Below are 12,308 nucleotides of genomic sequence, written 5' to 3' on the forward strand. Positions count from 1 at the left end.
CCGTCCCCCACCAGCGGAGCGTGAAACCCCATGGCCACTGACTACGACGCCCCTCGCAAGAACGAGGAAGAGCTGAGCCAGAACTCCATCGAGGAGCTGAAGGCACGGCGCACGGACACCCAGTCCGCCGTCGTGGACGAGGACGAGGCGGAGGCCGCCGAGGGGTTCGAGCTGCCTGGCGCCGACCTCTCGGGTGAAGAGCTGATGGTGCGGGTGCTGCCCGCCCAGTCGGATGAGTTCACCTGCGCCTCCTGCTTCCTGGTCCGCCATCGCTCGCAGGCCGCGCGTGAGAAGAACGGCCTGATCTACTGCAGCGACTGCGAGGGCTGAGCCCCCGCCGCCGGGGCGGTCAGCGGTCCTCGGCCGCCCCCTCCTGCCGGGCCATGGCCCCGCCGAGGGCCGCGACCAGCTCCTCCGGACGCCGGGTGCTGGTCAGCCAGTAGGGTGTGCGGTCGCGCTCGTCGGTCAGCTGGATCCGCACGACGGGCGCGATCCAGCCGCGCACGTTCACGAAGGCCAGCCCGTGCAGCAGCGGGCCGCGCTGGGCCCGGGCGTCCTCGCCGCGATACCCCGTGACCTGACCGACGTGGTGCCGTTCGATGCTGGCGCGGCCCACCTGGAGGGTGCGTTCGCGCACCACGATGCGCGGGGTGGTGGCCACCAGGATCAGGACCTCGACGGCGAAGAACGCGACGGCGGCCGCGATGCCCACCCCGAGGTCGATCGGCGCGAACACGAGGATCGTCAGCGCCGCCAGCATGAGCGCCACGGCCCAGACCCCCGGGGAGGGCGTCAACCGCTCCTCGAACAGGACCGGATCGGGTCCCGCCGCAGCGCCCTCGGGGGCGCGACGGGAGGCATCGGCGACGGGGTGCTGCTGGGGATCACGCATGGGTCCCAGCTTCCCACATCCGGACTCCGGTCCCGCCGCGCGGCACCGGCAAGGGCGCCCGCCCGGCCGCCTCGACGCGGCCCCGGGCCGACGGGTGCTCGTGTAGGGTCGGGCCTCGTGACCGACTCCGCCGAGCTGCCCGTGCCCCTGCACGCCCTCGATCCGGGCCTGGCCCCGCCCGCCTACGCGCAGCCGGGCGACGCGGGCGCGGACCTGCGCACCGCCGTCGACGTGACCCTGGCCCCGGGTGAGCGTGCCCTCGTGCCGACCGGCGTGGCGCTGGCCATCCCGGAGGGCCACGCGGGGTTCGTGCACCCCCGCTCGGGCCTCGCGGTCCGCCACGGCCTGAGCGTCGTCAACGCCCCCGGCACCATCGACGCCGGCTACCGCGGCGAGATCAAGGTGCCCCTGATCAACCTGGACCCGACCGAGCCGATCGTGCTGCGCCGCGGCGACCGGATCGCCCAGCTCGTGCTGCAGCCGGTCGTGCGGGCCCGCTTCGAGCCCGTGGACGCGCTGCCCGACTCCGAGCGCGGGGCCGGCGGCTTCGGCTCGACCGGCGGCTTCACCGCCGACACCACCCCTGGGAGGACGTCGTGATCTTCGGACGCAACCGCACCGTGCGCCACGAGCAGGTCAGCCTGCCGGCCGAGCTGCTGGAGGAGCGCGACCTCGAGATCGCCGCCGCGCCGGAGGCAGCCGACGTCGGCCCGCACGACCTCGCCACCCGCCCGGACCCCGCCGGCATGATCGACCTGGGGTCGCTGCGCCTGCGGGCGGTCCAGGGCATGAAGCTGCGCCTCGACGTCGAGGACGCGACGAAGCGGATCGTCGCCGCCACCGTCAGCCTCGGCCGCTCGGCGCTGCAGGTCCAGGCGTTCAGCGCCCCGCGCCGCACGGGTCTGTGGGACGACCTGCGCGCCGAGCTGCACGACTCCCTGTCGACCACGGCCCACGCGACCGTGCAGGAGCAGACCGGCCGCTTCGGCATCGAGATCCTCACGCGCGTGCCGGCGGCGCTGCCGGACGGCTCGCCGGGGTGGAACGTCGCCCGGTTCGTGGGCGTGGACGGTCCGCGCTGGTTCGTGCGCGGCGTGTTCCACGGCGAGGCCGCCTTCCAGCCGGAGGCCGCCGATCCGCTCGAACAGGTGTTCTCCGACCTGGTCGTGGTGCGGGGCGACGAGCCGCTCCCGCCGCGCGAGCTGCTGCCCCTGCGTCCGCCGCCCAACGCGCGCCCGCTGCAGCGTCGCCGCCCGGCCCCGGACGAGGGCCGGGACGTGCTCGCGGACACCGCCGCCGGCCCGGGGGACGGCGCGGCACCGGAGACCACCGCGCTGCCCGAGCGCGGTCCGGAGATCACGGAGATCCGGTGAGCCCCGCCGTCGCGGCCCGCCCGACCGGCGCCGCAGGCCGTATCGAGCGCCGCGGCGTCATCGCCTCCGTCACGCTGCCCGGCGCGGACGAGGCGACCGTCTTCCGCGCGGCCCTGGCCGACCGCCTGCCCGCACCCGGGAGCATGGCGCCCGCCGAGACGCTGCAGCTGGTCTGGCACGGGCGGCGCCGCGTGCCCGGCGTCATGCCGGGGGAGTGGCTGACGGTCCGCGGCCGCGTCACCCAGATGGACGGCGTGCCCACCCTGCACAACCCCGAGTTCGACCTGGTCGACGCGCCCGAGGCCACGCTCTGAGCACGGCCCCGAGAGGAGAGCCCATGACCGAGCCGCGTGGCCCCGTCACCGCCGCCCCGGACGGGGCCGGCCCCCTGCCGTCTCGAGCCCGCCTGGACGAGCGCGGCCGCCTCGACGCGCTGGGCAGCGTCGGTGGCTGGCGCGGCATCGTCGAGGCCTCCCTGCCCACCCTCGTCTACATGGTCGGCTACGTCGCCACCCAGCAGGTGTGGCCCTCCGGCGTGGCCGCCGTCGCGGTCGCTCTCGTGCTGGGCGTCGCGCGCCTCGTCCAGCGCCAGTCGCCGGTCCAGGTGCTGGCCGGCCTCGCCGTCGTCGTCCTGTCCGTCGTGGTCTCCCTGACCACCGGCCAGGCCCGCGACTACTACCTGTGGGGCTTCGTCACCAACGCCGCCTACGGCCTCGCGTTCGCGGTGTCCGCCCTCGTGGGCTGGCCCGCGGCGGGCCTGGTGCTCGGCCTCGTGCGCGCCGAGGGCACCCGCTGGCGGGCCCACCGGCCTCGGCGCCGCGCCTACGCCGCGGCCACCTGGATCCTCGTGGCCGTGTTCGCGCTGCGCCTGGCGGTGCAGGTGCCCCTCTACCTCGGGGACGCCGTCACCGCGCTCGGGGTGGCCCGCCTGGTGATGGGCCTGCCGCTCTATGCCCTGGGGCTCTGGCTCGCCTGGTCCGTCAGCTCGCCCGGTCAGGACGACGGCGTGTCGGCGGACTCCGCCGCCTCCGAGCGCCCCTGAGCGCGGCCCTCGCCGACGAGGAGGCGACGCAGGGCCGGCTCGGCGGAGCCGGCGGCCAGGAAGAAGAGCTCGTCGCCCACCTCCAGGACCTCGTCCGCCGACGCCTGCCGGGGGGCACCGTCGCGCACGACCGCCACGAGCGGAGCCTCCTGCGGCCAGGACACGGTGCCGATGCGCCGGCCCTCGAGCCAGTGCTCCGCCGGGACCCGGAACTCGGACAGCGCCGCGCCGCCGGCCTCCAGCCTGAGCAGGCGCACGAGGTCCCCGGTCTCCACGGCCTCCTCCACGAGCGCCGTCATGATCGAGGGGGTGGACACGGCCACGTCCACGCCCCACGACTCGTCGAAGAGCCAGTCGTTGAGCGGGTTGTTGACGCGGGCCACGGTGCGGCCGACGCCGAACTCCGAGCGGCTCAGCAGGGAGCACACGAGGTTGACCCGGTCGTCGCCGGTCGCCGCGACGAGCACGTCCGCCTCCAGGGCGCCGCACTGCTCGAGCACGGTCAGGTCGCACGCATCCCCGAGGACGAGGCGTGCGCCGCCGACGTCGGCCTTGCGGGCCGCGTCCGTGCGCGCCTCGACGACGACCACCTCGTGGCCGTGCGCGTGCAGCTCCCGCGCGATGGAGGCGCCCACGGCGCCCGCTCCGGCGATGACAGCCCTCATGCCCGTCCCTCCTCGTCCTCGTCCGCGCCGTCCGGCACGCGTGCCTCGCCCTGCAGGGCGGCCTCCACCCGGTCCCGGCGGTCCACCGGGTAGACGGCGTGCAGCACGTCGCCCTCCTGCAGGCGGTCGCCCGGCCGGGGCAGCTGGCCGTCGCCGAGCCGGGTGAGGTAGGCGATGCGCATCCCCACCGTGGACTCGACGTCGCTCAGCCGGCGGCCCCACCACGAGGAGTGGGGGACCAGCTCGGTCACGAGCAGCCGGCCGGAGGCGTCGCGGTGCTCCGCGGCGGCGGTGCCGGCCGGCAGCAGCCGGTGCAGCACCTGGTCGGCCGTCCACTGGATCGAGGCGACCGTGGGGATGCCCAGGCGCTGGTACAGCCGGGCCCGGTCGGCGTCGTAGATGCGCGCCACCACGTGGTCCACGTGGAAGGTCTCGCGGGCCACGCGGGCGGCGATGATGTTCGTGTTGTCGTCCGCGGTCACGGCCGCCAGGCCCTGCGCGCGGTCGATGCCGGCGGCGCGCAGCGCGGAGCGGTCGAAGCCCACGCCGGCCACGAGCTCGCCGGAGAAGCCGGGGGCCAGCCCCTCCACGGTCCGCGGGTCGCGGTCCACGAGGGCGACGCCGTGACCGGCCGCGTCCAGCGCGGCCGCCAGCCGGGTGCCCACCCGTCCGCCGCCGACGATCACGTAGTGGGCCATGCCCGTCCCTGCCTCTCGTGCGGTGCTCCGTGCGCCGGGGAGCCGACGCGGGCTCCATCCTCGCATCCGGCGGGCACGTCCGGGAGTATCCGCGTCGCCCCAGCACCCGGGCCCGGCGGGAGTACCGTGGTGCGGTGGCCACGCTGTCCTCCCTCCTGCGCCGCGGCCTCCTCGGTCGCCCCGTGACGTCGCACGCCGCCGACGAGCCCCGCATGAACCGGTGGCGGGCGCTGCCTGTGACGTCGTCGAACGCCTTGTCCTCCCTCGCCTACGCCCCGGACGAGATCATCCTCACCCTGGTCGCCGCCGGCACGTCCGCGCTCGCGCTCGGACCCGCCGTCGGCTGGGCCGTCGTCGCGGTGATGCTGCTCATCGTCGTGTCCTTCCGCGCCGCGGTCGCCGCCGTTCCGCACGGCGGCATCTACCACATGGCCGGCACGAAGTTCGGCCCGAGGGCCGGCGTCGTCGCCTCGGCCGCGCTCCTGCTGGACTTCGTGTTCACCGCCGCGGTCTCCGTGGCCGCCTTCGCCCACTTCGTGGCGGCGTTGGCCCCCGGACTCACCGTCGGCAGCCGCGTGCTGGTGGCCTCGGCCGCGCTCGTGGGCGTGCTGCTGGCCGCGCTCCGCGGGGTGCGGCTGTCCCGGTGGGTGCTGCCCGTGCTCGTGAGCGTGTTCGTCGCCCTGACCGCGCTGCTCGTCCTGGCGGGTCTGTGGCAGGAGGGCCGTGGGCTGCTCGGCGCGGCGCCGACGGCCGGGTGGACGCAGGAGGGCGCCGGGGTCGGCGGGACCGTCGGCACCGTGGCGACGGCGCTGCTCGCCCTGCGCGCGTTCAGCGCGGGATCGGTGCTGCTCACCGGCGTCGAGGTGCCGGTCTCGAGCACCCGCCTGATGGCCCGGCCGGCCGTGCCCACGGTGCGGTGGGTGCTCACCGTGATGGCCCTCACCCTCGGCGCGCTGACCGTGGGCGTCATGCATCTGGCCCAGCGCACCGGCGTCGTCGTCGGGCTGGAGCTGGAGAACCTCCGGGACGCCGCGGGCGGGGAGGTCACGCCCGACCGCGCCCCCGCCCCCGTGCTCGCCCAGCTCGCGGACACCGTGTACGGCCCGGGCAGCGTCCTGTCCGTCGCCACCATCGCGGCCACCGCCCTGCTCCTGCTGTTCGCTGCCAAGTCGGCGTTCCGCTCGTTCCCCGCCCTGGCCGCGCGCGTGGCCGAGGACGGCTACCTGCCCCGGCAGCTGAGGGTCCGCAGCGACCGGCTCGTGCACACGTGGAGTGTCCTCGGGATGGGGGCCGTGGCCCTCTCACTCGTGCTGTTCTTCGAGGCCCGGACCGCCCTGCTCGTGCAGCTCTACGTCATCGGCGTGCTGCTGGCCTTCACGCTCGCGCAGGCCGGCATGCTGCGGCTGTGGCGCCGCCGGCTCGTGCACACACCGGGCGCCCGGGCCCGGGCGGCCGTCCGGCTGCGCCTGATCATCACGGCGGTGGCCTGGGTGGTCACGGCGCTGGCGGGCGTCGTCGTCCTGGTCACCCGCTTCACGCAGGGCGCGTGGGTGGCGCTGCTGGCGATCGTGCTCGGCTCGCTGGTGATGGGGCGGATCCGCCGCCACTACTCGGACGTGGACCGCGAGCTCGCACCGGACCCCCAGGACGACGCGCGGGCCCTGCCCTCGCGGGTCCACGTGGTGGTCGTCGTGACCACGCTGGACCGGCCGGCGCTGCGGGCGCTGGCCTACGCCCGCGCGTCGCGGCCGTCCTCCCTCGAGGCCGTCGTCGTGGACGCCGAGCGCGCCGCCACCCTGGAGGTGATCGACGCCTGGGAGCGTGCCGGCCTGCCGATGTCGCTCACCGTGATCGCCTCGCCCTACCGCGACACGGTGGCCCCCCTGGTGCGGCATGTGCGCGAGCACCGACGCCGCTCCCCGCGGGACCTGACCATGGTGTTCATCCCGGAGTACGTGGTCCGGCCGGGCTGGCGCACGCTCCTGCACAACCGGACCGCCACCCGTCAGACGCGGCGACTGCAGCGGGAGCCGGGCGTGATGGTGGGCTCGGTGCCGTGGCAGGTCCACGAGGGCCAGGGCTCTTGACCGCCCCGGCGCCCCCGGGGAGCGGCGGATGACGCCGTCCGACGGCGCGCCCACGATCGAGGCGACACAGCCGCATCGGTCTGCAAGGATGATGATGATCTGACCAGTCGATGCTCAGGGCAAGACCTGAAGCGCGCTGCGATGCGAGAGGAGCCAGACATGGCAGTCGTCGACACGTCCACAGACGTCACCGGGATCGGGAGGACCATCGAGGTGGAGGTCGGGGCCATGGCCCACGGCGGCCACTGCGTGGCCCGGCACGAGGGGCGGGTCGTCTTCGTGCGCCACGCCGTGCCCGGCGAGAAGGTCCGGGTGGCCCTGACCGAGGCCGAGGACGGGGCCCGCTTCTGGCGCGGCGACGTCGTGGAGGTGCTGCGGCCCTCCGAGTTCCGCCGCATCCACCAGTGGAAGCTCGCGGACATGCTGCGCGCCCACGCCTCGGGTCGCCCGCCCGTGGGCGGCGCCGAGTTCGGCCACATCGTGGTCCCGCACCAGCGCCGGCTCAAGGCCCAGGTCTTCCGGGACACGGTGCACCGCATCGCCGACCTCGCGGTGGAGCCGGAGGTGTGCTTCGCCGGCTCCGAGGACGAGCCCACCGGCCAGCGCTGGCGGACCCGGAACGCGTTCGCGGTGACCCCCCAGGGGCACATCGCGATGCACGCCTACCGTTCGGCGACCCTCCTGCCCGTGCGCAACATGCCGCTCGGCGTGCCGGCCCTCGATGCGCTCGCCCTGTGGGACTGGGACTTCACCGGAGCCGCCCGCGTGGACGTCGCGACGCCGGCCTCCGGCTCCCGCCCCCTCGTGCTGGTGACGCCCACCCCGCAGACGCGGGCGGACGAGGTCAAGCTCGGCCGGCTGCGCACCCGGATCCGCCAGGCCGCCAACGCGTGCGGCGTGGACGTCTCCGCCGGCCTGGCCCTGCCCGGCCCGAAGCAGTTCCAGCCGGTCAAGGTCGAGCGCATCACCGGGAAGACCTGGGTCGAGGAGACCGTGGAGTCCGAGCGCGGCGGCACCAAGCGCTTCCGCGTCACGGGTGACGGCTTCTGGCAGGTCCACCAGCACGCCCCGGCCACCCTCGTGGACGCGGTGCTCGAGGACGCCCGAGTCGAGCCGGGCCAGGTCGTGGCCGACCTCTACGGCGGCGCCGGCCTGTTCAGCGCGTACCTGGCGGACGCCGTGGGACCCGAGGGCCGCGTGTACTCGGTGGAGGCCTCCCGTCAGGCCTCGAAGGACGCCCGCCGCAACCTGCACGAGCAGCCGCAGGCCTCGGTGCTCAACGGCCCCACGGACAAGGTGCTCGGCAGCTGGCTGAAGTACCCCGAGCGCCCCGTGGCCGACGGCGGCCTCGGCGGGGTCGCGCTGGACACCGTGGTCCTGGACCCGCCGCGGGCCGGCGCGGGGCGGCGGGCGATCGAGCGCATCCTCGCGCTCGAGCCGGGCCGCATCGTGTACGTCTCGTGCGACCCCGCCTCGTTCGCCCGCGACCTGGCGTGGCTGCGCGACGGCGGCTACGAGGTGGAGCGCGCCCGCGTGTTCGACCTCTACCCGGACACCCACCACCTCGAGTCGGTCACCGTGCTGGTGCCGGCCGCCCAGAGCGCACCGGCCCCGGCCGTCGTCGAGATCTGATCCGGCGCCCGCGCGGCGGCCTGCGGGCCGCCGCGCGCCATGCCCGCGTCACACGCGACCGGCGCGGTACCCTGGGACACAGTGCGGCACCTGTGACGCAGACGACGCCCGTCCCGGACGGCGCGCGGTCCGCGGCCGCGGGTGACCACCCCCCACTGGACGAGCGCCCGGAGGAAACCGGGCGGGAAGAGGAGTCCTCTCGTGACCACCGTCGACAGCTTCGGCTCCAAGGGCGTCCTGGACGTCAAGGGAGCCGAGTATGAGATTTTCCGTCTGAACAAGGTCGAGGGGGCGCAGAAGCTGCCCTACTCCCTGAAGGTGCTGCTGGAGAACCTGCTGCGCACCGAGGACGGCGCCAACGTGACCGCCGACCAGATCAAGGCCCTGGCCGCCTGGGACCCGAACGCCCAGCCGGACACCGAGATCCAGTTCACGCCGGCGCGCGTGATCATGCAGGACTTCACCGGCGTGCCCTGCGTCGTGGACCTGGCCACCATGCGTGAGGCCATCCAGGACCTGGGCGGCGACCCGGAGCGCGTGAACCCGCTCTCCCCGGCCGAGCTCGTGATCGACCACTCCGTGCAGATCGACTCCTTCGGCAACGACGCCGCCATCGAGCGGAACATGGAGATCGAGTACGAGCGCAACGGCGAGCGCTACAAGTTCCTGCGCTGGGGCCAGACCGCCTTCGACGACTTCAAGGTCGTCCCCCCGGGCATGGGCATCGTCCACCAGGTCAACATCGAGAACCTGGCCCGCACCGTGATGACCCGCGAGGTCGACGGCGTGCTGCGCGCCTACCCGGACTCCTGCGTCGGCACCGACTCGCACACCACCATGGTCAACGGCCTGGGCGTGCTCGGCTGGGGCGTCGGCGGCATCGAGGCCGAGGCCGCGATGCTCGGCCAGCCCGTGTCCATGCTGATCCCGCGGGTCGTGGGCTTCAAGCTGACCGGCAGCATCCCGTCCGGCGCCACCGCGACCGACGTGGTGCTGACCATCACCGAGATGCTCCGCCAGCACGGCGTGGTCGGCAAGTTCGTCGAGTTCTACGGCGAGGGCGTCGGCTCCGTGCCCCTGGCCAACCGCGCCACCATCGGCAACATGTCGCCCGAGTTCGGCTCCACCGCCGCGATCTTCCCGATCGACGAGGTCACCCTCGACTACCTGCGCCTGACCGGCCGCTCCGAGGAGCAGGTCGCCCTCGTGGAGGCGTACACCAAGGAGCAGGGGATGTGGCACGACCCGTCCTCCGAGGTCGCCTACTCCGAGTACCTCGAGCTGGACCTGTCCACCGTGGTGCCCTCCATTTCCGGCCCGAAGCGTCCCCAGGACCGCATCGAGCTCACCGACTCCAAGGACCAGTTCCGCAAGGACCTGCACAACTACGCCACGCAGGACGAGGCCGGCGAGGGCCGCCCGTCCAAGCTCGTGGACGTGGCCATGCCGGACGGCCGCCAGTTCCAGCTGGACCACGGTGCCGTGTCCATCGCCTCGATCACCTCGTGCACCAACACGTCCAACCCCTCCGTGATGATGGCGGCCGGCGTGCTGGCCCGCAACGCGGTCGCCAAGGGCCTGAAGTCCAAGCCGTGGGTGAAGACCTCCGTGGCCCCGGGCTCCCGCGTGGTGACCGACTACTACGAGAAGTCCGGGCTGCGCGAGTCCCTCAACGACCTCGGCTTCAACGTGGTCGGCTACGGCTGCACCACCTGCATCGGCAACTCCGGCCCGCTGGAGTCCGAGATCTCCGAGGCCATCCAGGAGAACGACCTGTCCGTGACCGCGGTGCTCTCCGGCAACCGCAACTTCGAGGGCCGCATCAACCCGGACGTGAAGATGAACTACCTGGCCTCCCCGCCGCTGGTGGTCGCCTACGCCCTGGCCGGCACCATGGACTTCGACTTCGAGAACGAGGCCCTGGGCCAGGACACGGAGGGCAACGACGTCTTCCTCAAGGACATCTGGCCGGACCCGACCGAGGTCCAGCAGATCATCGACGCGTCGATCGACACCGAGATGTTCACCTCGCAGTACGCCACGATCTTCGACGGCGACGAGCGCTGGCAGTCCCTGGAGACCCCCTCGGGCTCCACCTTCGAGTGGGACGAGAAGTCCACCTACGTGCGCAAGCCCCCGTACTTCGAGGGCATGACCATGCAGCCGGACCCGGTGTCGGACATCTCCGGCGCCCGCGTCCTGCTCAAGCTGGGTGACTCCGTGACCACGGACCACATCTCCCCGGCCGGCTCCTTCAAGTCGGACACCCCGGCGGGCCGCTACCTGCTGGAGAACGGCGTGCAGCGCAAGGACTTCAACTCCTACGGATCCCGTCGTGGCAACCACGAGGTCATGATCCGCGGCACGTTCGCGAACATCCGCATCAAGAACCAGCTGCTCGACGGCGTGGAGGGCGGCTTCACGCGCGACTTCACCCAGGAGGGCGCCCCGCAGGCCTACGTGTACGACGCGGCGCAGAACTACGCCGAGCAGGGCACCCCGCTGGTGGTCCTGGGCGGCAAGGAGTACGGCTCCGGCTCCTCCCGTGACTGGGCGGCCAAGGGCACCGCGCTCCTGGGCGTCAAGGCCGTGATCACGGAGTCCTTCGAGCGCATCCACCGCTCGAACCTCATCGGCATGGGCGTGCTGCCGCTGCAGTTCCCGGAGGGTGAGAACGCCGACTCGCTGGGCCTGACCGGCACCGAGACCTTCGACATCTCCGGCATCACCGCCCTCAACGAGGGCACCACGCCGAAGACCGTGAAGGTCACGGCCACCGGTGAGGACGGCAGGGTCACCGAGTTCGACGCGGTCGTCCGCATCGACACCCCCGGTGAGGCCGAGTACTACCGCAACGGCGGCATCCTGCAGTACGTGCTCCGTCAGATCGCCGCGAAGGCCTGATCCACGGGACACCGCCCGCGCGCGGGCACCACGACGACGGCGGCCCGCCGCCCTCCGCACGGAGGGCGGCGGGCCGCCGTCGTCGTGGCCGCTGGGGCCGACCCCGGTGCACGACCGCTCTTCATCCCCCAGTTCAGAGTCCGGCTCACCCTCGGGCCAGACGGGCCTAGGGCGTGTCTGACAATGAATCCAGGGTCGGCTGGCGCCCTCGAAGACACGTCCCGGTTCCAGATGCTCCCCGCCTGCACGGGCCGGCAGGGCCGGCCGTTCGCCGATGACCGCACGAGGGTCGAAGCCATCATCCACCGGGACAGGTGCTTCGATCCCGTGGCGGGACCTGCCCGAGGTCTCCGGGCCCTGGCTGATCGTGTGGACCTGGCATCGGCGCATGGCCGAAGAGGGCACCTGGGACACGGTGCTGGCAACACGGACCACCGCAGCGGATGCCGAAATCCTGATCGATTGGTCGGTCTCGGTCGACTCCACGATCGCCCGCGCCCATCAGCACGCGAGGAACACCACCCGGCTCAGAGGGGCTGGATCGAACGACAAGGAATCCGCGTGAAGAGCCCGCCGATCACGGCCTCGGGCGCTCACGGAGCGGGCTGAGCACGAAGACCCATCAGCTGGTCGACGGTGCTGGGCGAGAAGGCGTACTCATCGCGGGCGATCGGCACCCATCTGCGCGCCGGTGGCATCAAGGCCGTCCTCCCCAACCGGCTGACCAGCAGGGCCACCGCAGACGCCGCGGCTCGGCCGGCGGCCGAACCGTGGGCCTGGACTCGGAGGCTTACACGGGCCGGAACGTGATCGAGTGTCAAGGGCCATTGAGTTCTGCCCATAGGCGGCCAGTGTTTCTTCCCGCTGGTGGCCATCAGAACTGCCCACTGGTGGCCAGCTGGTTTGCCCGTTTGGGTGGTGGTGCTGGCCACCGTGATGGGATCAGTTCAGTGGCATGACTCCCTTCCCGGCCATTGCCTGGGTCATCCGTACGGAGTCTCCGGTGGTCTGGCAG

The 12,308-nt window shown here is 73.3% G+C and carries 11 protein-coding genes and 1 pseudogene; 9 read left to right on the forward strand and 3 right to left on the reverse strand.

What is annotated here, in order from left to right; all coding sequences use genetic code 11:
- Nucleotides 1-30: 30 nt before the first annotated feature.
- Complete coding sequence (locus ACTSKS_RS06955; RefSeq protein WP_041104622.1) at nt 31-330, forward strand: DUF4193 domain-containing protein; 300 nt, start codon at nt 31-33, stop codon at nt 328-330.
- 19 nt (nt 331-349) lie between these two features.
- On the opposite strand, the gene ACTSKS_RS06960 is transcribed toward ACTSKS_RS06955, so the two are convergent.
- Nucleotides 350-892 carry a DUF3093 domain-containing protein gene (locus tag ACTSKS_RS06960; RefSeq protein ID WP_230297437.1) on the reverse strand — a complete coding sequence of 181 codons (543 nt, stop codon included), beginning with the start codon at nt 890-892 and terminating at the stop codon, nt 350-352.
- Between the two features lie 117 nt (nt 893-1,009).
- Here ACTSKS_RS06960 and dut point away from each other — a divergent pair, with 117 nt between their 5' ends.
- From dut to ACTSKS_RS06980, 4 genes are read left to right on the forward strand one after another with little or no spacing between them, the layout of a single operon-like run.
- The gene (gene dut, locus ACTSKS_RS06965; RefSeq protein ID WP_036382821.1) at nt 1,010-1,492 is read left to right on the forward strand and encodes a dUTP diphosphatase; all 483 of its coding nucleotides are present in this window, start codon (nt 1,010-1,012) and stop codon (nt 1,490-1,492) included.
- Entirely contained in the window at nt 1,489-2,265 is a 777-nt protein-coding gene (locus tag ACTSKS_RS06970; RefSeq protein ID WP_442927410.1) for a DUF3710 domain-containing protein, read from the forward strand. The genes dut and ACTSKS_RS06970 overlap by 4 nt, the downstream gene beginning before the upstream one ends.
- Nucleotides 2,262-2,579: an OB-fold nucleic acid binding domain-containing protein gene (locus ACTSKS_RS06975; RefSeq protein WP_041104625.1), complete on the forward strand. Its 318-nt coding sequence runs from the start codon at nt 2,262-2,264 to the stop codon at nt 2,577-2,579. Before ACTSKS_RS06970 ends, ACTSKS_RS06975 begins: the two co-directional genes overlap by 4 nt.
- Nucleotides 2,580-2,602: 23 nt before the next feature.
- Nucleotides 2,603-3,307, forward strand: a complete 705-nt coding sequence (locus ACTSKS_RS06980; RefSeq protein WP_041104626.1) for a DUF3159 domain-containing protein — start codon at nt 2,603-2,605, stop codon at nt 3,305-3,307.
- Here the strand turns inward: ACTSKS_RS06980 and ACTSKS_RS06985 are convergent.
- Together ACTSKS_RS06985 and ACTSKS_RS06990 are read right to left on the reverse strand one after the other, a co-directional pair.
- Complete coding sequence (locus ACTSKS_RS06985) at nt 3,259-3,972, reverse strand: potassium channel family protein (protein WP_041104627.1); 714 nt, start codon at nt 3,970-3,972, stop codon at nt 3,259-3,261. The two genes, ACTSKS_RS06980 and ACTSKS_RS06985, sit on opposite strands and share 49 nt — an antisense overlap.
- Nucleotides 3,969-4,670 (reverse strand): potassium channel family protein, encoded by a 702-nt coding sequence (locus ACTSKS_RS06990; protein ID WP_010078554.1) that lies wholly within the window; start codon nt 4,668-4,670, stop codon nt 3,969-3,971. The genes ACTSKS_RS06985 and ACTSKS_RS06990 overlap by 4 nt, the downstream gene beginning before the upstream one ends.
- A 134-nt stretch (nt 4,671-4,804) precedes the next feature.
- Here ACTSKS_RS06990 and ACTSKS_RS06995 point away from each other — a divergent pair, with 134 nt between their 5' ends.
- From ACTSKS_RS06995 to ACTSKS_RS07010, 4 genes and pseudogenes are all read left to right on the forward strand, one after another.
- Nucleotides 4,805-6,757, forward strand: coding sequence for an APC family permease (locus ACTSKS_RS06995; RefSeq protein WP_144820216.1), 1,953 nt, complete (start codon nt 4,805-4,807; stop codon nt 6,755-6,757).
- Between the two features lie 159 nt (nt 6,758-6,916).
- The gene (locus ACTSKS_RS07000) at nt 6,917-8,389 is read left to right on the forward strand and encodes a class I SAM-dependent RNA methyltransferase (protein WP_237069098.1); all 1,473 of its coding nucleotides are present in this window, start codon (nt 6,917-6,919) and stop codon (nt 8,387-8,389) included.
- A gap of 201 nt (nt 8,390-8,590) precedes the next feature.
- A complete protein-coding gene (gene acnA / locus ACTSKS_RS07005; protein ID WP_020625084.1) occupies nt 8,591-11,293 on the forward strand; it encodes an aconitate hydratase AcnA in 2,703 nt (900 codons plus the stop codon).
- Nucleotides 11,294-11,476: 183 nt separating this feature from the next.
- Nucleotides 11,477-12,114: pseudogene (locus ACTSKS_RS07010) on the forward strand (transposase); the annotation flags it as partial.
- Between the last annotated feature and the right edge of the window lie 194 nt (nt 12,115-12,308).

The sequence above is a fragment of the Micrococcus sp. TCR-5 genome (genome assembly GCF_052220525.1).
Lineage (GTDB): Bacteria > Actinomycetota > Actinomycetes > Actinomycetales > Micrococcaceae > Micrococcus > Micrococcus luteus.

Excerpts from the sequence above, each read along its gene's own strand:
- ACTSKS_RS06960 (WP_230297437.1), bottom strand. The coding sequence starts at position 892 with ATGCGTGATCCCCAGCAGCACCCCGTCGCCGATGCCTCCCGTCGCGCC.
- ACTSKS_RS06980 (WP_041104626.1), top strand. The coding sequence starts at position 2,603 with ATGACCGAGCCGCGTGGCCCCGTCACCGCCGCCCCGGACGGGGCCGGC.
- ACTSKS_RS07000 (WP_237069098.1), top strand. The coding sequence starts at position 6,917 with ATGGCAGTCGTCGACACGTCCACAGACGTCACCGGGATCGGGAGGACC.
- ACTSKS_RS06955 (WP_041104622.1), top strand. The coding sequence starts at position 31 with ATGGCCACTGACTACGACGCCCCTCGCAAGAACGAGGAAGAGCTGAGC.
- ACTSKS_RS06990 (WP_010078554.1), bottom strand. The coding sequence starts at position 4,670 with ATGGCCCACTACGTGATCGTCGGCGGCGGACGGGTGGGCACCCGGCTG.
- ACTSKS_RS06985 (WP_041104627.1), bottom strand. The coding sequence starts at position 3,972 with ATGAGGGCTGTCATCGCCGGAGCGGGCGCCGTGGGCGCCTCCATCGCG.